At 45.5% G+C, this 22,361-nt stretch carries 18 protein-coding genes; 10 read left to right on the top strand and 8 right to left on the bottom strand.

What is annotated here, in order from left to right; genetic code table 11:
• The first annotated feature begins 1 nt into the window (after position 1).
• The 5 genes from VIA_RS15140 to VIA_RS15120 all read left to right on the top strand — a co-directional run bounded on the left by VIA_RS15140 (position 2) and on the right by VIA_RS15120 (position 3,143).
• Complete coding sequence (locus VIA_RS15140; RefSeq protein WP_004413983.1) at positions 2 to 1,099, top strand: amino acid ABC transporter permease; 1,098 nt, start codon at positions 2 to 4, stop codon at positions 1,097 to 1,099.
• An 18-nt stretch (positions 1,100 to 1,117) separates the two neighbouring features.
• A complete protein-coding gene (locus VIA_RS15135; protein ID WP_004413981.1) occupies positions 1,118 to 1,867 on the top strand; it encodes an amino acid ABC transporter ATP-binding protein in 750 nt (249 codons plus the stop codon).
• A gap of 131 nt (positions 1,868 to 1,998) precedes the next feature.
• Positions 1,999 to 2,391 (top strand): hypothetical protein, encoded by a 393-nt coding sequence (locus VIA_RS15130; RefSeq protein ID WP_004413979.1) that lies wholly within the window; start codon positions 1,999 to 2,001, stop codon positions 2,389 to 2,391.
• A 147-nt stretch (positions 2,392 to 2,538) separates the two neighbouring features.
• Positions 2,539 to 2,721: a hypothetical protein gene (locus VIA_RS15125; protein WP_004413977.1), complete on the top strand. Its 183-nt coding sequence runs from the start codon at positions 2,539 to 2,541 to the stop codon at positions 2,719 to 2,721.
• Positions 2,722 to 2,903: 182 nt separating this feature from the next.
• On the top strand, positions 2,904 to 3,143 hold the full coding sequence (locus tag VIA_RS15120) for an RNA recognition motif domain-containing protein (RefSeq protein WP_004413975.1): 240 nt from the start codon (positions 2,904 to 2,906) through the stop codon (positions 3,141 to 3,143).
• Between the two features lie 82 nt (positions 3,144 to 3,225).
• Here the strand turns inward: VIA_RS15120 and VIA_RS15115 are convergent, their stop codons facing one another.
• From VIA_RS15115 to VIA_RS15095, 5 genes are all read right to left on the bottom strand, one after another.
• Positions 3,226 to 3,843, bottom strand: a complete 618-nt coding sequence (locus tag VIA_RS15115; protein ID WP_004413973.1) for an HAD family hydrolase — start codon at positions 3,841 to 3,843, stop codon at positions 3,226 to 3,228.
• A gap of 71 nt (positions 3,844 to 3,914) precedes the next feature.
• The gene (locus tag VIA_RS15110) at positions 3,915 to 4,532 is read right to left on the bottom strand and encodes a LysE family translocator (protein ID WP_004416934.1); all 618 of its coding nucleotides are present in this window, start codon (positions 4,530 to 4,532) and stop codon (positions 3,915 to 3,917) included.
• Between the two features lie 129 nt (positions 4,533 to 4,661).
• A complete protein-coding gene (locus VIA_RS15105) occupies positions 4,662 to 5,138 on the bottom strand; it encodes a GNAT family N-acetyltransferase (RefSeq protein WP_004413970.1) in 477 nt (158 codons plus the stop codon).
• Between the two features lie 144 nt (positions 5,139 to 5,282).
• Positions 5,283 to 5,939, bottom strand: a complete 657-nt coding sequence (locus VIA_RS15100) for a Qnr family pentapeptide repeat protein (protein WP_004413969.1) — start codon at positions 5,937 to 5,939, stop codon at positions 5,283 to 5,285.
• A 240-nt stretch (positions 5,940 to 6,179) separates the two neighbouring features.
• A complete protein-coding gene (locus VIA_RS15095; RefSeq protein WP_004413967.1) occupies positions 6,180 to 6,593 on the bottom strand; it encodes a nucleotide triphosphate diphosphatase NUDT15 in 414 nt (137 codons plus the stop codon).
• 313 nt (positions 6,594 to 6,906) lie between these two features.
• On the opposite strand from VIA_RS15095, the gene VIA_RS15090 reads away from it, so the two are divergent.
• Complete coding sequence (locus VIA_RS15090; protein WP_004413964.1) at positions 6,907 to 7,098, top strand: hypothetical protein; 192 nt, start codon at positions 6,907 to 6,909, stop codon at positions 7,096 to 7,098.
• A 76-nt stretch (positions 7,099 to 7,174) separates the two neighbouring features.
• Here VIA_RS15090 and VIA_RS15085 read toward each other — a convergent pair whose 3' ends face one another.
• A complete protein-coding gene (locus tag VIA_RS15085; RefSeq protein ID WP_004413962.1) occupies positions 7,175 to 7,492 on the bottom strand; it encodes a heavy metal-binding domain-containing protein in 318 nt (105 codons plus the stop codon).
• A 305-nt stretch (positions 7,493 to 7,797) separates the two neighbouring features.
• Here VIA_RS15085 and VIA_RS15080 point away from each other — a divergent pair, with 305 nt between their 5' ends.
• Entirely contained in the window at positions 7,798 to 8,466 is a 669-nt protein-coding gene (locus VIA_RS15080) for a Bax inhibitor-1 family protein (RefSeq protein ID WP_004413960.1), read from the top strand.
• Positions 8,467 to 8,593: 127 nt separating this feature from the next.
• Positions 8,594 to 8,923, top strand: coding sequence for a TusE/DsrC/DsvC family sulfur relay protein (locus tag VIA_RS15075; RefSeq protein ID WP_004413958.1), 330 nt, complete (start codon positions 8,594 to 8,596; stop codon positions 8,921 to 8,923).
• 27 nt (positions 8,924 to 8,950) lie between these two features.
• Here the strand turns inward: VIA_RS15075 and yccX are convergent, their stop codons facing one another.
• Complete coding sequence (gene yccX, locus VIA_RS15070; protein ID WP_004416937.1) at positions 8,951 to 9,223, bottom strand: acylphosphatase; 273 nt, start codon at positions 9,221 to 9,223, stop codon at positions 8,951 to 8,953.
• Between the two features lie 96 nt (positions 9,224 to 9,319).
• On the opposite strand from yccX, the gene VIA_RS15065 reads away from it, so the two are divergent.
• Both VIA_RS15065 and VIA_RS15060 read left to right on the top strand, forming a co-directional pair.
• Positions 9,320 to 10,723, top strand: a complete 1,404-nt coding sequence (locus VIA_RS15065) for a methyl-accepting chemotaxis protein (protein WP_004413955.1) — start codon at positions 9,320 to 9,322, stop codon at positions 10,721 to 10,723.
• 96 nt (positions 10,724 to 10,819) lie between these two features.
• On the top strand, positions 10,820 to 12,013 hold the full coding sequence (locus tag VIA_RS15060; RefSeq protein ID WP_004413953.1) for a class I SAM-dependent methyltransferase: 1,194 nt from the start codon (positions 10,820 to 10,822) through the stop codon (positions 12,011 to 12,013).
• A gap of 116 nt (positions 12,014 to 12,129) precedes the next feature.
• On the opposite strand, the gene VIA_RS15055 is transcribed toward VIA_RS15060, so the two are convergent.
• Positions 12,130 to 22,128 (bottom strand): Ig-like domain-containing protein, encoded by a 9,999-nt coding sequence (locus VIA_RS15055; RefSeq protein WP_004413945.1) that lies wholly within the window; start codon positions 22,126 to 22,128, stop codon positions 12,130 to 12,132.
• Between the last annotated feature and the right edge of the window lie 233 nt (positions 22,129 to 22,361).

The following is a 22,361-nucleotide window of genomic DNA, read 5'->3' as shown; positions in this document are numbered from 1 at the left end:
CATGAGTGTACATCAATTTCAGCCTGACCTACCGCCACCTGCTAATACAGTAGGCGTGGTTGGCTGGCTGCGCAAAAATCTATTTAATGGTCCGGTAAACTCTGTCGTTACTATTATTCTTGGCTATATCGCGTTCATGCTGCTTTGGAACACCTTTGACTGGGCATTTTTGAACGCGGATTGGGTGGGTACAACGCGTGACGCATGTAGCCGAGAAGGTGCATGTTGGGTATTTATCAGCGTGCGCTGGGAACAGTTCATGTATGGTTTCTACCCGGAAGCAGAGCTATGGCGCCCTCGCCTGTTTTACATCACCTTAGCGATTTTCACGGTGCTACTTGCTTATGAGAAAACACCGAAGCGATTATGGATTTGGTTGTTCTTCGTTAACATCTATCCATTTATCATTGCTGCTTTGCTCTACGGTGGCGTGTTTGGCCTAGAGGTTGTAGATACACACAAGTGGGGTGGCTTGCTTGTCACGCTGATTATTGCACTTGTCGGTATTGTTGTTTCACTACCTATTGGCGTAGCACTTGCGCTTGGTCGTCGCTCTGAAATGCCAATTATTCGCAGTATGTGTACCGTGTATATTGAGGTATGGCGTGGTGTTCCTCTTATCACCGTTCTATTCATGGCATCGGTAATGCTTCCGCTATTCTTAGCCGAAGGTTCCGAAACGGATAAGCTGATCCGTGCTTTGGTTGGTGTGGTAATGTTCAGTGCTGCGTACATGGCTGAAGTTGTTCGTGGCGGCCTGCAAGCGATACCAAAAGGTCAATACGAAGCCGCTGATGCACTAGGCCTTACGTACTGGAAGAAGATGGGACTGATCATTTTGCCGCAGGCACTCAAGATCACCATTCCTTCGATTGTAAACACCTTCATCGGTCTATTTAAAGATACCAGTCTTGTACTCATCATCGGTATGTTTGATGTGCTCGGTATCGGTCAAGCAGCAAACACCGACCCTGAGTGGTTAGGTTTTGCAACCGAAAGTTATGTATTTGTCGCGTTAGTGTTCTGGGTATTTTGTTTCGGCATGTCGAGATATTCGATTTGGCTTGAAAACAAACTTCACACCGGTCACAAACGATAATTAGCTCAAGGACGTATTATGACGCAACAACAAGATTACATGATCCAGCTAAAGGATATGAATAAGTGGTACGGTGAGTTTCACGTACTAAAGAACATCAACCTAGACGTTAAAAAAGGCGAGAAGATTGTTATTTGTGGCCCATCAGGGTCAGGTAAATCAACGATGATTCGCTGTATTAACCGCTTAGAAGAACACCAGAAAGGTCACATCTTCGTTTCTGGGAATGAACTCACAGAAGATCTAAAAAACATCGAAGCGGTTAGACGTGAAGTGGGAATGTGTTTCCAACACTTCAATCTATTCCCTCACCTAACGGTTTTAGAGAACTGTACTCTAGCGCCTATTTGGGTGAAGAAAATGCCAAAGCAAGAAGCTGAAGCGATTGCAATGAAGTACCTTGAGCGCGTTAAGATTCCGGACCAAGCTGATAAGTATCCTGGTCAGTTGTCAGGTGGTCAGCAGCAACGTGTGGCTATTGCTCGTTCGTTGTGCATGAGCCCTCAGGTAATGCTATTCGATGAACCAACGTCAGCGCTTGACCCAGAGATGGTGCGTGAGGTACTTGATGTAATGGTCGAGCTCGCAGAAGAAGGCATGACCATGCTTTGTGTAACTCACGAGATGGGTTTTGCTAAAGAGGTTGCCGATAGAGTTATATTTATGGATGCTGGTGAGATTATCGAAGAGAACAACCCAGTTGATTTCTTTGAAAACCCTCAGTCGGATCGCACACAAAACTTCTTGGCGCAGATTCTGCACCATTAATGGTTGATAAACCATATAACAAAGGGTGGCGTCGGCCACCCTTTTTCGTTATCTGTAAATGGTTCTAAATATTTTGTTATGTTGATACGCCAAAGGTACAATCGCAACGCTTACAACACGGATAACCTGCAATGCTATTTAACAACGATATCAACGAAATGGTTAACTATTTAGAACGTTTCTGCAAAAAGCCGCATGTGAAAGCGCTCGATAACGTTTCAGATGACCAAATTAACCTGCTTCTCGACTTTTTAACGCTCGCCCACCAACTACGTTGTGACATCTACGCGACAAGAAATCTGAAAAGTTCGCACTTTATTGGTGTTGGAGCGTTCGCTTTAACCCAAGACAGAGCGCCACAAGGGAACTTATTTCTGAAGATTGAACTTGACCGCCTTTACCTTACATTCGAACTAGATAGCTGTGATGATGACAACCTATTAACGCCAATCAGAGTAATTGATGGGCTGGTCTATCTCGCGGAAAACAGCGGTCACGCTTTATTACCTGAAAGCTACACATAGTGCATTCACATTAAAGCTTTAACACAAATGCCGATTAAAACTAAACAACGCCATTTGGTTAATCTTATGTTTCACATTTAACAGGTGCGCAACCAAGGCAAATTCACTAATGTTAGTAGCACGTCTAACTCACCGGAGCGTGAACCTATGAAAGTACTCATTCAGTACACCCAAGCAGGAAAATACAAAGACCAAGCGTGGGAAGCATTAGTAAGTAGAGAAAAAGGTGAAATCCAAACTGTGACGCCATCTTATGCCGCACAACTCATTGAACAAGGTAAGGCTAGTCTTCTAACCAATGAAGATGGGCAACTCATTACCCACCCTTAAGCCAACATTATGAGCTCTGAAACATGAGCTCATAATTCCTCCACATAAAATAATATCAAGCATTAAGAAACTCGGTAACATGCTGTTAAAGTGCATTATCCTCTTGTTGGATACAAACTCTTCTTGGTTTACACCGCTATACCTGAGACAATTGGATTGCAACTTACACTAGGCAAAATATTATGAAACTTTTAGTCCGCAATCTAGCGCGTACCACCACAGAACACGAAGTTCGAGTTCTCTTCTCTGCTCACGGTACTGTTACCCAATGTGATTTAGTTCTAGATCAGGAAACTGGCCAATCTAAGGGCTTCGCTTTCCTTGAAATGCCTGATGAAGCTGAAGCAAAAACAGCTGTAAACAGCTTAAATCTGACTAACGTAGCTAAGAGCAAGATCCGAGTTAAATTCGCTCAAAGCTAAACGTCCAAATAGGGAGCTAACCAATCCTAAGCTCCCTTTCGTTTCACCTACGTTAATTCTCTTTAAAGCACTTATTCACTGCCTAAAAAGACAGACCCAGTGCTTTTAACTCTTCTTCACATTGATCTACATTCTCAAATTGGATCCCTGCGATACCAACAGCCCTCGCACCGTCCACATTGTGTGGCATATCATCGATAAATACAGTTTCTGATGCAGTTAGCTTATGTTGGTTAAGTAAGGATTGATAGATTTCTGCTTGCGGTTTGAGGAGACCAAGTTCCGCCGATACCGTCGCGCCATCAAACAAAGGCCAGAATGAATATTCTGATTTTAGGTAGGCTACGATTTCGTGGACATTATCTGTTAACGCATAAACGTTGTAGCCTGATGACTTAACGCGTTTAAGAAGGTCGATTGAACCATAAATAAGGATCTGAGTTCGCTTAACGTAGTAAAATAGACGCTCACACTCCAAGTCAGACAAGTCTAATAATCGCTTGTACTGCACTTTGGCATCATCTTCAGAAATGAAACCTTTATTGAGGTCTAACCAAGTTTCAGACTGAAAGATACGTTTCGCCAGTTCCTCAGAAGCTTTGATTTCACCGAATGTTAGCTTTACTATTTCCAAAGGTGCCCAACGTACCATCACATTGCCGATGTCAAAGACTACATTTTTAATACTTTCTGAACTCATCATTCCCCCCTATTTACATAACGTCCAATGCTCAAAGCTTTTCGCTGAACATTGTAAACATGTTGATTAGTTTATTGTTGGCGGCTTAGTAACAAGCTTGCTCCTGACATCGCTAAGAAGGTAGCGCAACCTCGATTGAAACGCTTTGCCATTTTTGGCTTTGTGAACCATTGCCTCAAATACATTCCAAACATGGCATAGATCGATATCGCCCCCATTTCCAGTATTAGGAACGTAGAACCCAGAACGAAAAACTGCTCATTAACGCTTGCAGACACATCAACAAACTGAGGAAGAAACGCGGTAAAGATCAAGATAGCCTTTGGATTACCAGCGGCTAATAAAAACTCTTGTTTCGCTAAACCTAACTGGTTGCGACCGTTATCGAATTCACCAACAGGGCTAGACTCTGAGCGCCACAGGTTGAAAGCTATCCACAATAAATAAGTAGCGCCGATGACTTTGATAGTGAGGAATAAAGCCTCAGACGCATATAGAACAACAGCCAAACCGGAAGCCGCTAACACTATCATTACAGAAAATGCCGCAATACGACCTAAGCCCGCGATCAAAGCAGATTTAAAACCGTAACAACGTGCATTGTTCATAGATAATAGGTTATTGGGACCAGGCGTCATGTTAAGTGCAAAACACACAGGTATAAAGAGCATTAATTTCCAAATTTCCACACTATTTCCTCTATATTTATGTGTTGCTAAAGTTGCTTGTAGAGCCTCAGCATATCTTGATGCTGAATTCCATTACTCCTCCAAACGTATAACATCCACTTGTCTTGACGTATCAATCCAATGTGCTGGTCATAACCACTTTTCCATTAACAAAAGATCCCAAGGTTCACCACCAAAAGATCGCGTACCGGATTGATGCGAAGTCACCTGAAAACCCAGCGATTCGTAGCATTTCTTAGCCACGGTATTACGCTCAAAAACCGCTAGCGACAGCACTTGAGCGTTATGATCAATGTGAGCTAATTCGATTAATTGCTGAAGCATAAGTTTTGCGATGCCCTGACCACGAAAATCATTTGAGACAAACACACGGCAAACCCGTGATTTTGACTCCGAGAGTTTGAATAACTCTACGTAACCAGCGTTAATACCCTTATGAACAAAAACTAACGGAATGACCTCTGGCTTAGCGCAATGGTCATCAAGCTGTTTGCGATTTAAAGGGAAATTGAAATTTGGCCCACCCCATTGATAATTGAGTTCTTCAGAATCAATCCAGCGGATTAGCAAGTCGTAGTCTGCTTTTTCAAACGCTCTAAGTGCCATTCATTCTTCCCTATAAAGCCTTATTCCACATATAAATACAAGAAGCGTCGAGGCGTACCCTAAGATACGCATATTGAACTCGCGAACCTAGTAGTGCCGAGCCTTGCGAATCTGAGTTGTTATGCGCGTAGCCAAATCGCAGGCTTAATCCGGAACGACTATTACCCCTAATTGCTCTAACAGTTGTTCTTGTTGCCACGAACATATTTTTACACCTGTCAGATCTACTTTTCGAGGATTTAAGCCGTATAGCTCTGAATGACTTAGGTCGCTACCTTGCACTTTGAACTGGTCCCAGCAATCTTCAGAGAAAACACCACGACTGAGATCTGAGCCTTTAAATGAAGCACCTCGTAGATTAGCGCCAATCCAACGGTTCTCAAATAAGTCACACTTTTCAATTAACTGCCTTTCAAAATTAACATACGATAAGTTGCAGCCTGTAATATATGCAGAGCAAAAGTAAACCTGGTGAGAGACGTGATTTACAAAACTAGCTTGAGAAAAGTTAGCCCCTTTTAGGTCACACTCCCTTAACTCAAGACCGAAACAGTTAGCCCCGCTGAAGTAAGACATAGATAACTTACATCTCTTGAATGAAGCATCCCGGAGATCAGAGTAGGAAAAATCGCAGCCTTCCAACTCTCCTTGTTCAATAAAAGCACAATCAATAAACTGCGCATCTCTTAGATTCGTACGCTTAAAACTGCAACAGTAGAACTTGCAGTTAGAAAAGATGAAGCCACTCAGGTCCCGCTTTGAAAAGTCCTCTTGGACAAAAGATTGATCAGTTTTATTCATTTTATAGTCTCTTTAACCCTTTGAGTGGAAGACTATCATTTACGGTGAACATCTCAAGAAAAACAAAACCAATAAAAACAGCAACTTAAAACCACGCAGAATCTCAAAAATAAGGCACCAAACACGCACTATAAGGCCGTTATTTTCTGATCATTGAACGCCAGCGACCAAAAAAAAGTTTTAGCGCGCTATGGCCATCACAGGAAAATCACATAACGTCTATAAGAATTGCCAATATTGTTAGATAAACGCGCTAAGGCTTACAGAATCCTTTAGCAAATTCGTCAGAGGTAAGAAAAGCGGTTCAGGAAGTTCGTCCAATTCGAACCATTTCCACTGCTTACATTTATGTGGTTCCGTCACCTCAGGTTCACCATTAAGACATGTGGCGACAACGAACAGCGTTACATAGTGTTTACCTTCTTTTGCGAAAATATCATTGGTGAAGGTTAGTTTCTCAAACGAGTCCACTGTTAATCCTGTCTCTTCTAATGTTTCCCGCGTTGCGCATTGTTCAATACTTTCACCTAATTCAAGGTGCCCACCTGGAGTCGCCCAAGTGTTCGCTCCATGGGAGCCAATACGCTCTCCAAGTAAAACACGTCCTTCACGTAGAATGACCGCTGCCACACCTACTCGTACTTCCTTACTCATTATTTACTCCCTTTCGAACACAGATTCGTCACACGTCACTGATCTGAAAAGCTTGGTTGTTAACTGGATTTGTAAGCCTTTATGACATTCAAGAATTATATGGATAAGTCACTTCCCAAAACAACGAGATAACGTGCACAAAACTTCCCTGAACTCATTACCTCACGGCATTCATACTGAGAGTCGAATTGTCACAATAAATATCTAAATATTTATTGCCAATACCATAGATTTCTCAAATTAATTACGCAATTGATCTCATAAACATAGACCGCTATCTTAGTCATAGCTCCCTAAATTAAGGTAAGTTGCCATGGAAAAATTATTTAAGTCAGCTATCAAAAGCAGTAAAAGAACGCCTGTCACAACTCTATTCGTCCAGAATGGCTTTAAGATCGCCATGACGGACTTTGATGATGTTGTATTCGAGAAAGATGATATTAAGGTCAATGCTCATTTTGACTTCAACTCGAACTTAAAGTCAGTGATGGTTTTGCCAAACTAGAATCGATAAACATAGATTTAGCTGGCTTCTAACCCAAGAGCCAGCTAACAAAAAAGGCCAACGCTGTTAATGCTTGTTATGTACGGAGCTTAACTGCCGTGCCAAACACAAGTATTTCTGACGCACCATCAGTAACAGAGCTAGTTGTAAATCGTATTCCCACTATCGCATCCGCATTTAGCTTTTCAGCATCTTCTATCAATCGTTGTACAGCTATATTGCGAGCTTCCATCAACATCTCTGTATAACCTTTGAGCTCACCTCCGACGATGCCTTTCAAGCCAGCCATGATATCTCGGCCAACATGTTTAGACTGGACTACGTTTCCATTAACAATGCCTAATACCGATTCTATTTCTTTGCCAGGAACCGTTTCTGTTGTCGTATAAATCATAATTTCCCCTCTAGAACATAAAGCCCCATTACGTATTGAGTAACCCTAACATGTAACGCAAAAAAAAGTGCCAAACGTTGCTAACCCCTGTTCAATTTATCACCAATCAAGTAAACGCTTTAGCCGCTTTTAAATGTCAAATTGAAACTTGGTGAAATCACGTAATATCAAGTTACATATTTCAAAATACATAAGTTTTTATTTCTATTATTATTTTATTTACTACAACGTTAATTGGGGCTTGATTTTTTGGCCATTCAACCTCATAAATGTAGATATAAACATAAAACCTTACGAGGAAGATCATGAACAGCCCTATGTTTACCCGTTCTACAAGTGCTCCTAACACACTTGAGATCAACAAAACGCTTAAGAATACGTACTTCTTGCTATCAATGACGTTGGTAACAAGTGCAGTAGCAGCAATGGCAACAATGGCAATTGGTATTTCGCCAATGATGGCTCTTGTTATGCAGATTGCAGCTATCGGTATTCTTTTCTTCGCGCTACCAAAAAGCATTAACTCATCAATGGGTATCGTATGGACTTTCGTGTTCACAACTCTAATGGGTGGTGCTCTTGGTCCAATGCTAACTTACTATGCTTCAATCGCTAACGGCCCTTCTATCATTGCTCAAGCTCTTGGCTTGACGGGTATGGTGTTCTTAGGTCTATCGGCTTATACAATCAGCAGCAAGAAAGATTTCTCATTCATGCGTAACTTCCTGATTGCAGGTCTGATCATTGTTATCGTTGCTGCTATTATCAACATCTTTGTTGGTTCTACAATTGGACAACTTGCAATCAGTAGTATGTCTGCACTTGTGTTCTCTGGCTTCATTCTATTTGACACAAGCCGTATCGTACGTGGCGAAGAAACAAACTACGTAAGCGCGACTATCTCAATGTACCTAAACATCCTTAACCTATTCACAAGCTTGTTAAGCATTCTAGGTATTATGAACAACGACTAATCGTTCATTAGATTGATACCCAAAAGCCCGGCAGATAACCCTGCCGGGCTTTTTCGTACTTGCGATATTGTTTAATCACGGTATGCTGCGCTACCCTATTGAATATCTATGTTATTAGGATCGTAAGATGTTTGAGTACAACGGTAAACAAATCGAAACTGACGCACAGGGCTATCTATTGGATCATACCCAATGGGAAGAAGGAATGATTAGTATCCTAGCCGAGCAAGAAGGTATTGAATTGACTGATGCACACTTAGAAGTCGTCCATTTTGTTCGCGATTTCTATGTGGAATTTAATACATCGCCAGCAGTCAGAATGTTGGTAAAAGCGATGGAAAAGGCGCACGGGCCAGAAAAAGGCAACAGTAAGTACCTGTTCAAGCTATTCAAACAAGGTCCTGCAAAACAAGCGACAAAGCTCGCGGGCCTACCAAAACCGGCGAAGTGCCTATAGTGCTAAAGACGATTCTGTAGTTTCCCACTACAGAATCTTAAACCCTTTAAACGGTTTGAATGGAATCATCTCTCTTACAACACTCTCCACTCTTGATGTCTTAGGGCCGTGCTCAAGCCACAGTGCCATTGCCTCAATTTGCTCCGGCAAACCGCATACCACAACCTCAACATCGCCGTTATATAAGTTCTTAGCATAACCTGTGACGCCTAGCCTTTGTCCTTCATAGGATGTCGAATATCTGAACCCAACGCCTTGAACAAGCCCCGAGACCGTGAACCTCTCACAACTTTCTTGCATTCTAAGTACCTCTATTCATTTCTCAGTGATATATTTAGCTGGTTTTAATTATCACCCATAATGGACATATGGGTTTTCTCACTGGATATAATAATTATGAAAGAAATACCATTTCGTTGGATTGACAAATATCTCATTCATCTCAAAATTCAAGAAAAGTTCTACCTTCTTTTCCTCCTGCCTTTGATTGCATTAGTCGTTCTGACACTGGTTTTGGACAACACTGCAGATCAAATGCTCAATCATCTATACCAAGATGAACTAGTGCTTATGAGAGACCTGATTGAAGCGGGTAACCTATCGCAAAGCCAAGTCGCTTCAATCATCAATAACTCTGAGACAATTACCTTTGCTTCAGGCAAAGGCTCTATTGCCATTAATGGCGGTGAGTTCAGTATCGCCGCAACGCATGACCAAAACCTTTGGTCTTCAATGTCAGCAACGCATATCACCATCGTACTTGTTACACTGTCTCTTATTGCGTTAGGTGTTTATTACATTATGACCTTCATTGGCGGCGCAATGTTTACGATGAACAAAGCATTGAGCACGCTAGCGAGCGGTGACTTAACCAGTCGCATGAACTTCTTCAAAGTGCGTGACGAATTCAGCGAAATTGCGATTACAATCGACCAAGTGGCTGAGCGTGAGCAAAACTTGGTAATATCGATTCAAGAATCAATCGCGTTAATGCAACAAATCAGCTCTGATTTGAATCAATCGAACATTCAAAGTGCTGATGTTTCTGGTACCCAGCAAGAACACTTAAATTCCCTAGCAAGTGCAACAGAGCAGATGGCTTCAACGATTCGTGAAGTGGCTAACCTTGCGCATGACTCAAGCACGCAAACAGAAGATGCCCGTAGTGTCGCAACTCAAGGTCAAAAGAAAGTTGGCCACACCCTTAACTCTATTTCTCAGCTTTCGAGCGAGATTCGTTCAGCGTCAGAAGCCGTAGCGGAGTTGGATGCAAACGCTGCACAGATCGATGAAGTCGTAACGACCATCAATGGTATTTCGGAGCAAACTAACCTACTCGCACTTAACGCGGCAATTGAAGCAGCGCGAGCTGGCGAACAAGGCCGAGGCTTTGCAGTAGTTGCAGATGAAGTCCGCGCCCTAGCAGGACGCACGCAGCAAGCGACCGTAGAGATTCAAACTATGATTGAAGCGCTGCAACGCAATAGCCAGTCTCTGACTCAGTTAATGGAAACAACAGTGACCAATGCCTCTGAAGGACAACAACTGATGTCTGAAGTCGATGTTGAGATAGGCTCACTCGCTGAGAAGAACCAATCTATCTCAGACAGTAGTATTCAAATTGCGACTGCGGCTGAAGAGCAAGGTGTGGTTGCTGACAACATTGCAGCAAGCGTTGAAGAAATTCGTATCCAATCAGATAGCGTATGCAGCATGATTAATGCAACTAACTCCAACATTGAGCAGTTGAGAAATCAAAGTGACCAAATGGAAGCCCTGCTTACTGGTCTAAAAGCATAAATTTCTGAGCCGCCACTAGGCGGCTCTTTTATTTGCAATTCCTATACACATCCTAGAAAATACCCCTCCTTTAAAAACAACCTATTGAGTAACCCAATGACTCCAGCTATCTATCTAGTCAAAGGCCGAGACAAATCCCTTCGCCGCAAGCACCCTTGGGTGTTTTCTCGTGGCATTCACCGAGTAGAAGGCGAACCAAAGCTTGGCGAAACTGTGGATGTTTTCTCACACGATGAAAAGTGGCTGGCAAAAGCGGCGTATTCACCAAACTCGCAGATCCGTGCACGTGTTTGGAGCTTCAATAAAGAAGAGATTAACAAATCATTCTTCGTTAAGCGTATCCAAGATGCCCAACTGTTACGTGAAGATATTATTGTGCGTGACGGTCTAACTGGCTACCGCCTGATTGCTGCTGAATCTGACGGCCTTCCTGGCATCACCATCGATAAATTCCAGAACTACCTTGTGTGCCAGCTACTAAGCGCTGGTGCTGAGTTCAATAAGCAAGTACTTGTTGAAGCCCTTCTCGAGGTATTCCCAGAGTGCAATATTTACGAGCGCTCTGACGTTGCGGTACGTAAAAAAGAAGGCTTAGAGCAAACTACAGGTGTTCTGCATGGTGAAGAACCACCTAAGTCAGTGGTTATTGAAGAAAACGGCGTTAAGATCAGTGTTGATATCATCGATGGCCACAAGACAGGTTTCTACCTTGACCAGCGTGACAGTCGTCTTCAATCAATGAAGTACGTTCAAGACAAAGAAGTCCTAAACTGTTTCTCTTACACTGGCGGCTTTGGTTTATACGCCCTTAAAGGCGGCGCTAAGCGTGTGATCAATGCTGATGTGTCTCAACCTGCATTAGATACTGCTAAGTACAACGCAGAACTAAACGAGTTTGACATTTCGAAGAAGCGCGCAGTATTCCTTAATGCAGACGTATTCAAACTACTTCGTGAATACCGCGACCAAGGCACTAAATTTGACGTTGTAATCATGGATCCGCCTAAGTTCGTATCCAGCAAGAACAACCTGACGTCAGGTGCAAATGGCTATAAAGACATCAACATGCTGGCGATGCAGATTCTTAAGCCAGGCGGCACACTACTGACCTACTCTTGCTCAGGCTTAATGAGCGGCGAGCTATTCCAGAAAGTGATCGCTGATGCAGCCGTAGACTCTGGCCGCCAAGTGAAGTTTGTTGAACGCTTTGAGCAAGCGGCTGACCACCCTACTGACAGTGCTTATCCTGAAGGTTTCTACTTGAAAGGATTTGCTTGTAAGGTGTTGTAGAAGCGAGAAAAATTTGAAGGGTTGACACTTGGTGTCAACCCTTTCTTTTTACTGGTGCTGAAGGATACACAGCCTAAGTAACGAGCATTAAAAAAGGGCCTTGCGGCCCTTTTTGTTTAATGGTTAGTTGTGTCGTATACCTTCAGTAGGTCGTTTAGGATTGCTGTAGTACTTGCACTATCAAGCGGACCACCGGACAACTCTTCAGTGTACTCAGCCTTACCACCTTCGATAATAACAGTCTGACTCTTCGCACCATCAGAGATAGTTAGTTCCAGATTGTCGCCATTAAGAGCGAGTTCAATTTCATGATTATCTAACAGCGTAGTGATTGAGTCGTTAGCATCTGTATGAAGCAGTTCAGAGATATCAATCTTATCTTCATGAGCAGTAAAGTCTTTAATCGTATCAACTTCACCATCACGAACACCTGTGCCCTGGTCGACGAATTTGAAGATATCTGCATCTTCACCGCCAGTTAGGATATCGTTGCCCAGGCCACCGATAAGCGTATCCGTACCACCTTGGCCGTAAAGAATATCATCACCTTCACCACCATCTAAGGTGTCGTTACCACCGCGAGTATCGCCATCAATATTCAGGCTTTCATGATTAGCCTTGATGTAGTCGTAGAGCTCTGAATCCGACGGAGACGTACCATTTTTGAGCTCAAGGAACTGTTTCAGACCTTCCATTCCAGCGCCTTCACCCAAGTCAGATGGCTTGGCCGGATTACCATCAACACCCCAAGGAAGGTTATCAGTGTTGATACTGTCACCAAACAGAATATCTGAATCACGTCCACCGAATAGAGTGTCTCCACCCATCGAGTCAATCTGCTGAACAGTTTCGCCACCTTGAAGCACCGCTTGCAGTTCGCTAGGTGTGCCTACAATTTGGACATCGCCTGCAGGAGCAAGAGGAGATACAACATAAACATCAGCAACCTCAGCTGACGTTAGCGTCTTACCATTTACAGATGCGTCGTGCGCAAAGACTATATAGTAATTACCTGCGTCAACAACATCAGTTGAAACACTAAACTCGCCATTTTGTTGATCCAAAGTTGCGCTTTGAATTAGGGTTCCCGCCTCATTGTATAGCGCCCATCTGAAGTGGCTGTTTGTGAGGTCAACATCAAATGTAATAGAGCTATTGCTATTAGAGACGGAGAATACCTTGCTCTCATATGCTACTTCTGAGCGACCGTATCCGCTATCTTTGTCTTCAAGAATCAACTTATCGTTAGCTCTATAGAACCTAGACCCGCTTGATTTATCCGCGCTTACGTCGTCATAGTCACCATAATAAAGATCCCGAGAAAGGTTAAGAACCATTGTTTCAGAGCTGTATCCAGGCACTGCCTCCCAACCAGTTACAGACGTATTGTCAAAGAACTTCAGTACCGAGTCATCAATATCGTTACCCATTCCGACAGCCATCACTTTCGCATTATGTGTACTAACTAGTTCATTGTACTCTGTTAGCCCATTATTAAGCGTACCGCTGTTTGGCTCTCCGTCCGTTAGGAAGAAAGTCATATTTTCATAACCATTAGAGCTAATAGATGAGCTAGCGTACCAGTTATTCGCTTCCTCGAAGCCAACACCGTAGTCTGTGCCACCTCCAACTGGTAGATTATTCTCAATCTTACTTAACAATTCAGCTACAACATCCGAGCTGTTAGTGATATCAAGAGCTTCGAACGTAACATCAATATTATCGTCGAAACCAATCAGCTTAATATTAATAGAGCCATCATGGGTAACGAGCGATTCAACTAGGTTAGTCAAAGCTTCCTGCATCATATCCATACGAGTCATTGCTGACCCGTCTGGATTACGCATTACCGTGCCATCAGTATTGTAAACGTAGTCACCCATACTTCCCGACGCATCAACAACTAAAGCGATGTTGTAGTTTACGCCCGGAGTAACATTTGTCTTATAACCACCTTGGTCTCCAATAAGAATATCGTTACCACCATGGCCTTCGAGCGTGTTATCGACATTATTACCAACAACCAGATCAGATCCGGATAGTGTCACAGGCTCTGAAACTGTCGTCGTTTCAGTATCTGCACCGACTTTCTCTTCGCTGGTTGCTGAGACTGACAAATCAAAATCCAGACTACCGTCATAGTCGTGAGGAGCAACAAGTTCCGCACTAACACGACCAGTTAGTTCGTTTTCAGCGACATCAAGCGTTACGGTGTAAGTGCCATTGCTATTTGGCGTTTGTACAACACCATCTATAACCAATTGAACGCCGTCAGGAACACCAGATAAAGTAACCGATTCGTCTTGAATAAACTCACTGCCATCTAGATCTGTTAGAGATACAGAAATATCAACGGGAACAACAGATTCAGTCTGTTCCTGTTTTACGAGCTCTCCGTTATCTACAAGATAGATTCCATCTGCAAATATGAGTTTCTCGATACTGTATAAGGCATCACCTTTCTCGAAGGTATCGAGGCCTTCATTCTTAGCTGCCGACCAGCCAGCATCAGCATCATATCTAGTATCACGTACATTTAGACCGACATTACCGTTTAAGTAGAGCTTTTCGAACTCATAATCGCTGAAGTTACCTGTGTAAATGACCGTATCCATACCGTCATTCGGGTCTTGTAAACCAGACTCATGACCACCGAATATTGAATCATCACCTTCACTACTTACGAAAACGTCATTACCACCATATCCGATAACTGAATCGCTCAGGCCTTTGCCGTCAATGAAATCATTTTTGTCGTTGCTTCCGAGCAACTGATCAGTTTGATTATCGTGGTCTTTATCTCCAAAGATTCCATTGTTCGTTAAATCCTTAGCTTTCTGAACTTCTTTATCATAGTCGAAAGCTACTTCTCGTGGAGTTGTACTACCTACTGTAATCTGAACATTAGGAGCATCAGCTACCGCTGTCACTGAAATAGCAAGAGTACTGCTATCACCTGTATTGGTAGTATAAGTAACTTCAGGCACATTACCAGACCAGTTGTCTACTGGATCAAATTCGTAGCCGCCATCCTGATTGACTACCAGAGTACCTTTGCCTGCAAGGACGATAGATTCGCCTGCAGCATAAGATTTGCCCTCTACTTGAACTCTAGTTACCTGTAGCGTTAGATCAGCATCGTAATCTTCATCATTGGTTAGAACGTTGCCCTTAACCAAGTTATCTTCTAAGGCATTGCCGCTATCTGCTTGTACTTTTACGTAATCTTCTACAGCTACGCTAACTACAGATGTTGCCGTCTCGCCTTTGCTTGATACCGCTTCGATTTCTATACCACTCACCAGGATTGAATCAACATTGACAGAGTGCGGTAGAGATTCAAGTAATTCGACTTTGACTTCAACATCGCCGTCTTGACCAGCACCAACACGGTTCCACTCTAGGCTTAACTTGATCGCCTCGCGGCCCATCGTAGTACCAATAAGTTCACCATTTTCATTCAGTTCCCAGTGAACCTTGGCACGTATACCTTCTACCTGAATACTGTCTGTGTCACCGAATTGGAATGCGCCAATTGCATCACTACCCGCAGTAAATGAAAGCGACTTAACTTGTGACTCTTGACCATCACTCACTAAATCAGACTCTAGCAGTTGGTATGACATCGTTGCTGTGCCAGCAGTAGGGCCTTGCTGAGTATTGCGTGTAGCAGCAAGATCGACGTTGAAACTACCGTTAGCTTCATCGCCATCACTATCAGTTACAACGACGTCAAAGTCCAGATTCACATCATTAATTGAAGAGTCAATAACACTTGATGTGCTTCCGGTAAACTGGAAGTTATTGTGACTATCACTGCTTGAAGTAGAAAGCTCTACATAACTAATTTCACCCAAGTTGGAGATCGAATCGCCGTTAGCAATGTTGCCTTGGCCAAGCACACTACCGTCTTCTGCGTAGGCAATATAGTAGATAGTAGTTGCACCCGTGAATGCAAACGAAGCCGCTGCCACTGGTGATGCGTAATCAACAACAAGAGTTTCACCCTGATCCACCCACGCATTGTCAACGCCAAATCCATTGGTGTTACCGTTAACTGTACCAGCAGAACTATTATCAGAACGTGAAGTCAGCGTAAATGAAAGCTCATGCGATGCAGTTAAGTCAGAAGGGTCGTTAAGAACAAACGTAGACCCTGAACCGTCTAAGCCAACAAATACAGAAGCCGTATTACCGCCTTTACCACCTTCAAGATTCTCGATTGTCACCTCAGTCAATGAATCGATTGGACGTACGACTTCGAGCTGGTAGCTGTCGCTATTAGGATCGGCCACTAGAGTGAAGACTAATTCCTGGTCGGTGTTACTTGCTGAGTACTCTCCAGGAGAATCACTGTGGTCGATATAAGCAATCAAAGTATCTGGGTTTTCAGGATCAACGAAGTAGTACAGTGTCTTACCACCCGCTGTGATACCAGAATCACTGAATGAGCCATCACCCGAAATGTTACTACTTAAATCAGCCGAATATGCTTCATCTACACCGCCAGTAGTTAGTGTTCCATGATAAATACCCTGAGCATTAGATCCAGATAGGTCTAGAGCATTTAGGGTTACACCATCATCTGAGATGCCAATACTTACTGTAGCGCTAGCAGACTGATCATTAGTATCAAATGCATCGACCTTAATCCCGCTGATAGCAATACTATCTGTAGACTCTAAGTGCTGCAGATTATCAAGTAGCGTTGCAATTACAGTAACAGTGCCAGTTGTGTTTGCGGCAATAGTTGAGCCTTGAAGGCTTAACACGATTGCTTGTTGACCACCAATCGAGCCAATCAGGTTTCCGGTTGACTGATCGCTTGACCAAACGATATCCCCATCAAGTCCAGTTACAGAAATGCTATTTAGCACCTCATCGCTAACGTCAAAAGCAAATGTATCAACATCAGCAGAACCCGCTGTAAATGACAGTGAATCTGTATCGACATCAGTGGCAGAACCAGCTGTGTCGGCATCGTCAAGCGATAGGCTTGCAGATGAAGAGCTCGAAGGATCTACGTAATTGTCTAAAATTACACCCGTCGCCGTTACAGCCTTATCGCCGGACACTTTGTCTGAGCCTGTGTTCGCCGTAAGTGCAAGCGTTTCATTAGATTCTAGCTCACTGTCTTTATTAACGAGTACGTACACTTTTACTTCGGTATCACCAGCAGCAATGCGCAGGTCTGCGTCGGTCGCCACGCGATAGCCGCCGTTGCCGTCCGCCACGTAGTAATCCACGTTGTCGTAGTCCTGACCACCCGTCGCATCAGCAGTGTTCACGTCGCTGTCAACGCCGCTGCTCAGCGTGAAGTCCACCGCCTCGCCCACTTCGTTGGACAGTTTCACCGTGAATTCCAGGTAAGCGTCGTCGCCTTCGCGCACTTCATCGCCACCCACTATGCTCAGCGTTGCGGTCGTATCTTCATCCACGTCCGGGTTGTCACTGCTGCGATCGTCGCTGATGCTGCCGCCCGCTGAAAGCGTGCCGTCGTGGCCGTTCACCACTTCGGTGATCTCCACGTGGAACCCTTCCAGGCTCTCTGTGGTTGCGTCATCAAAGCTCTTCACTTGCAGCTCTAACCCGCCCGCCGGTACTTCAATCGCTACCGATGGGTCTACGTTCTGCCAATCGCCATTGCTGTCTTTGTATTGCAGCGTGCCGTCAAAGTCTGCCGCTTCTGTGTCGATGTGGGTCAGTGACAGTTTCACGCTCGCCGTTTGGTCTTGGTCACCGCCCGTGCGCGTGACGCTGAAGGTCGCCGTTTCGCCTTCGGTTACCGCGCCGTTGGTCGCACTGATGTTAACCGTCGCCAGCGCGTCATCGTCGATGCCATCGTCGTTGTTGTCGTCGTCGCTGATGCTGCCGCCCGCTGAAAGCGTGCCGTCGTGGCCGTTCACCACTTCGGTGATCTCCACGCGGAACCCTTCCAGGCTCTCTGTGGTTGCGTCATCAAAGCTCTTCACTTGCAGCTCTAACCCGCCCGCCGGTACTTCAATCGCTACCGATGGATCTACGTTCTGCCAATCGCCATTGCTGTCTTTGTATTGCAGCGTGCCGTCAAAGTCTGCCGCTTCTGTGTCAATGTGGGTCAGTGACAGTTTCACGCTCGCCGTTTGGTCTTGGTCACCGCCCGTGCGCGTGACGCTGAAGGTCGCCGTTTCGCCTTCGGTTACCGCGCCGTTGGTCGCACTGATGTTAACCGTCGCCAGCGCGTCATCGTCGATGCCATCGTCGTTGTTGTCGTCGTCGCTGATGCTGCCGCCCGCTGAAAGCGTGCCGTCGTGGCCGTTCACCACTTCGGTGATCTCCACGTGGAACCCTTCCAGGCTCTCTGTGGTTGCGTCATCAAAGCTCTTCACTTGCAGCTCTAACCCGCCCGCCGGTACTTCAATCGCTACCGATGGATCTACGTTCTGCCAATCGCCATTGCTGTCTTTGTATTGCAGCGTGCCGTCAAAGTCTGCCGCTTCTGTGTCAATGTGGGTCAGTGACAGTTTCACGCTCGTCGTTTGGTCTTGGTCACCGCCCGTGCGCGTGACGCTGAAGGTCGCCGTTTCGCCTTCGGTTACCGCGCCGTTGGTCGCACTGATGTTAACCGTCGCCAGCGCGTCATCGTCGATGCCATCGTCGTTGTTGTCGTCGTCGCTGATGCTGCCGCCCGCTGAAAGCGTGCCGTCGTGGCCGTTCACCACTTCGGTGATCTCCACGTGGAACCCTTCCAGGCTCTCTGTGGTTGCGTCATCAAAGCTCTTCACTTGCAGCTCTAACCCGCCCGCCGGTACTTCAATCGCTACCGATGGATCTACGTTCTGCCAATCGCCATTGCTGTCTTTGTATTGCAGCGTGCCGTCAAAGTCTGCCGCTTCTGTGTCAATGTGGGTCAGTGACAGTTTCACGCTCGCCGTTTGGTCTTGGTCACCGCCCGTGCGCGTGACGCTGAAGGTCGCCGTTTCGCCTTCGGTTACCGCACCGTTGGTCGCACTGATGTTAACCGTCGCCAGCGCGTCATCGTCGATGCCATCGTCGTTGTTGTCGTCGTCGCTGATGCTGCCGCCCGCTGAAAGCGTGCCGTCGTGGCCGTTCACCACTTCGGTGATCTCCACGTGGAACCCTTCCAGGCTCTCTGTGGTTGCGTCATCAAAGCTCTTCACTTGCAGCTCTAACCCGCCCGCCGGTACTTCAATCGCTACCGATGGATCTACGTTCTGCCAATCGCCATTGCTGTCTTTGTATTGCAGCGTGCCGTCAAAGTCTGCCGCTTCTGTGTCGATGTGGGTCAGTGACAGTTTCACGCTCGCCGTTTGGTCTTGGTCACCGCCCGTGCGCGTGACGCTGAAGGTCGCCGTTTCGCCTTCGGTTACCGCGCCGTTGGTCGCACTGATGTTAACCGTCGCCAGCGCGTCATCGTCGATGCCATCGTCGTTGTCGTCGTCGTCGCTGATGCTGCCGCCCGCTGAAAGCGTGCCGTCGTGGCCGTTCACCACTTCGGTGATCTCCACGTGGAACCCTTCCAGGCTCTCTGTGGTTGCGTCATCAAAGCTCTTCACTTGCAGCTCTAACCCGCCCGCCGGTACTTCAATCGCTACCGATGGGTCTACGTTCTGCCAATCGCCATTGCTGTCTTTGTATTGCAGCGTGCCGTCAAAGTCTGCCGCTTCTGTGTCAATGTGGGTCAGTGACAGTTTCACGCTCGCCGTTTGGTCTTGGTCACCGCCCGTGCGCGTGACGCTGAAGGTCGCCGTTTCGCCTTCGGTTACCGCACCGTTGGTCGCACTGATGTTAACCGTCGCCAGCGCGTCATCGTCGATGCCATCGTCGTTGTTGTCGTCGTCGCTGATGCTGCCGCCCGCTGAAAGCGTGCCGTCGTGGCCGTTCACCACTTCGGTGATCTCCACGTGGAACCCTTCCAGGCTCTCTGTGGTTGCGTCATCAAAGCTCTTCACTTGCAGCTCTAACCCGCCCGCCGGTACTTCAATCGCTACCGATGGGTCTACGTTCTGCCAATCGCCATTGCTGTCTTTGTATTGCAGCGTGCCGTCAAAGTCTGCCGCTTCTGTGTCAATGTGGGTCAGTGACAGTTTCACGCTCGCCGTTTGGTCTTGGTCACCGCCCGTGCGCGTGACGCTGAAGGTCGCCGTTTCGCCTTCGGTTACCGCACCGTTGGTCGCACTGATGTTAACCGTCGCCAGCGCGTCATCGTCGATACCATCGTCGTTGTTGTCGTCGTCGCTGATGCTGCCGCCCGCTGAAAGCGTGCCGTCGTGGCCGTTCACCACTTCGGTGATCTCCACGTGGAACCCTTCCAGGCTCTCTGTGGTTGCGTCATCAAAGCTCTTCACTTGCAGCTCTAACCCGCCCGCCGGTACTTCAATCGCTACCGATGGGTCTACGTTCTGCCAATCGCCATTGCTGTCTTTGTATTGCAGCGTGCCGTCAAAGTCTGCCGCTTCTGTGTCAATGTGGGTCAGTGACAGTTTCACGCTCGCCGTTTGGTCTTGGTCACCGCCCGTGCGCGTGACGCTGAAGGTCGCCGTTTCGCCTTCGGTTACCGCGCCGTTGGTCGCACTGATGTTAACCGTCGCCAGCGCGTCATCGTCGATGCCATCGTCGTTGTCGTCGTCGTCGCTGATGCTACCATCACCTCTTACTGGCTCATTTTGTGCTTCGGTTTTACCCTCTAAATAGAAGCTTTCTGCCGGTTCATCATAAACATCGTCATTAGTTGTTACTTTGACAGAAAAGCCAGTATCGCCAGCAGGAACATTTACATCAAAACTTCCATCTTCTTTAACGTCCACTTTCGTAGAGGTACCATCAGAATATACGATGGTTACTTCCGTGTTGTCGAAGTCACTTCCAGCGGTGGCAGTGTTACCCTTTAAACTCAAATTAACTAACGTTTGCGATTCACTGATATTTGATAAATCAACTTCAAATACAGCGACCTCACCTTCGGTTACTGATGGACTAGATATAGTTTCTACAGTTGGGCGGTCATCATCTTGACCCGCAGAGCCATCGTCTTTGATAGTCGTTAGGCTTGAACCACTACCAAGTAGTCCAGAGACCGATTCAACATTTAGCGTGAATGATTCATCACCTTCATAAACATCATCTTGAGTAGTTGGAATTACTACATTAAGCGAAGTGGTGCCTGCTGGAACTGTTACTGTTCCATCAGCGTTTACCGTTAAGATCTGCCCAGTAGAAGTTTCTACTTGAACAGAACCTATATCTTCTTGTTCAGCCGAATCTAGCTGGTTGGTTAGTTTGAGGATCGTGTCCTGGGTAGACGGTTTGTCATAACTAATTGTGTAAGTTGCATCACTACCTTCACTTACATCACCACCACCAGTAACACTGATTTCAGGAATCGGTGTGACAGTAACATTAACCACTAATGTGTCAGTACCTCCGTTACCGTCGTCTACAACAACGGTAAAACTATCGTTACCATCGAAGTTTTCGTTCGGAGTATATGTCCAAGTGCCGTCTGGGTTTACGACAGCAGTACCATTTGAAGGTGTAGAAGATTGGGAAAAGGTTAGAATATCTTGGGCATTTTGGTCTGTAGCGGTGAGCGAACCACTGATTGGTGTATCTTCATCGGTAATAACCGCTAGGCTTTCGCCGAGTGGTGAGCTGTTTGAATCAACAAAGACTGGATCGAATAGAGCGAATTGCTCTAATAATGCTAGGCTCTGAGTTTCTGAAAGACCTAATGATTCAAAGCCTGATGTTTCAAAATCTGTTGACGCAATAGTCTCGGCGCCATCTCGGCTAACACTACCAGAAGCAGTCAGACTTGAGCCACTTTGGCCACCAGCGGCGGTTGCAAAATCTTCACCCAACTGCGTCGGGTCTTGACCTTCTTCTAAAGCAGCAAAGATATCATCGATCTCTGCAGTAAGGTCTTGTGGTACACCACTATCATCAACCAAGCTTACCTGTGATGATTGTTCTTCAACTGCATTCGGGTCGAAAATTACTTCACCTGGTTTTGGTAGCTCGCCTTCACCTAATACTCTTAGATTACCATTGATGTCGATTACGATAACTTGATTAATTCCTGAGTTACCCATTGCTACGTAAGTACCAAATCCCATACTAAAGCCCTTTATCCTTGACTAACTACAACATCTGCCTATGACTCCATGACAAATGTTTGACTGATTATAGATTCACTTGCTCTATAAATTATCATTTTTCGGGCTACAGCTAAAACATTTAATTCATAATTTTTAACATTAAACACGATACAAGTTGCATTTCTCATCATTGAGAACCTGACTTAAGATCTCATTTTTTAGCCCATTTTAAACAGAATGACGTGCAAATG

This window comes from Vibrio orientalis CIP 102891 = ATCC 33934 (assembly GCF_000176235.1).
Lineage (GTDB): Bacteria > Pseudomonadota > Gammaproteobacteria > Enterobacterales > Vibrionaceae > Vibrio > Vibrio orientalis.
Note: the sequence above shows the minus strand (reverse complement) of the source record. Positions and strands in the feature narration are given on the sequence as shown.

What these genes read in the sequence shown, in the direction of transcription:
- VIA_RS15140 (WP_004413983.1), top strand. Translation starts at nt 2, where the DNA reads ATGAGTGTACATCAATTTCAGCCTGACCTACCGCCACCTGCTAATACA.
- VIA_RS15135 (WP_004413981.1), top strand. Translation starts at nt 1,118, where the DNA reads ATGACGCAACAACAAGATTACATGATCCAGCTAAAGGATATGAATAAG.
- VIA_RS15130 (WP_004413979.1), top strand. Translation starts at nt 1,999, where the DNA reads ATGCTATTTAACAACGATATCAACGAAATGGTTAACTATTTAGAACGT.
- VIA_RS15125 (WP_004413977.1), top strand. Translation starts at nt 2,539, where the DNA reads ATGAAAGTACTCATTCAGTACACCCAAGCAGGAAAATACAAAGACCAA.
- VIA_RS15120 (WP_004413975.1), top strand. Translation starts at nt 2,904, where the DNA reads ATGAAACTTTTAGTCCGCAATCTAGCGCGTACCACCACAGAACACGAA.
- VIA_RS15115 (WP_004413973.1), bottom strand. Translation starts at nt 3,843, where the DNA reads ATGAGTTCAGAAAGTATTAAAAATGTAGTCTTTGACATCGGCAATGTG.
- VIA_RS15105 (WP_004413970.1), bottom strand. Translation starts at nt 5,138, where the DNA reads ATGGCACTTAGAGCGTTTGAAAAAGCAGACTACGACTTGCTAATCCGC.
- VIA_RS15100 (WP_004413969.1), bottom strand. Translation starts at nt 5,939, where the DNA reads ATGAATAAAACTGATCAATCTTTTGTCCAAGAGGACTTTTCAAAGCGG.
- VIA_RS15095 (WP_004413967.1), bottom strand. Translation starts at nt 6,593, where the DNA reads ATGAGTAAGGAAGTACGAGTAGGTGTGGCAGCGGTCATTCTACGTGAA.
- VIA_RS15090 (WP_004413964.1), top strand. Translation starts at nt 6,907, where the DNA reads ATGGAAAAATTATTTAAGTCAGCTATCAAAAGCAGTAAAAGAACGCCT.
- VIA_RS15085 (WP_004413962.1), bottom strand. Translation starts at nt 7,492, where the DNA reads ATGATTTATACGACAACAGAAACGGTTCCTGGCAAAGAAATAGAATCG.
- VIA_RS15080 (WP_004413960.1), top strand. Translation starts at nt 7,798, where the DNA reads ATGAACAGCCCTATGTTTACCCGTTCTACAAGTGCTCCTAACACACTT.
- VIA_RS15075 (WP_004413958.1), top strand. Translation starts at nt 8,594, where the DNA reads ATGTTTGAGTACAACGGTAAACAAATCGAAACTGACGCACAGGGCTAT.
- yccX (WP_004416937.1), bottom strand. Translation starts at nt 9,223, where the DNA reads ATGCAAGAAAGTTGTGAGAGGTTCACGGTCTCGGGGCTTGTTCAAGGC.
- VIA_RS15065 (WP_004413955.1), top strand. Translation starts at nt 9,320, where the DNA reads ATGAAAGAAATACCATTTCGTTGGATTGACAAATATCTCATTCATCTC.
- VIA_RS15060 (WP_004413953.1), top strand. Translation starts at nt 10,820, where the DNA reads ATGACTCCAGCTATCTATCTAGTCAAAGGCCGAGACAAATCCCTTCGC.
- VIA_RS15055 (WP_004413945.1), bottom strand. Translation starts at nt 22,128, where the DNA reads ATGGGATTTGGTACTTACGTAGCAATGGGTAACTCAGGAATTAATCAA.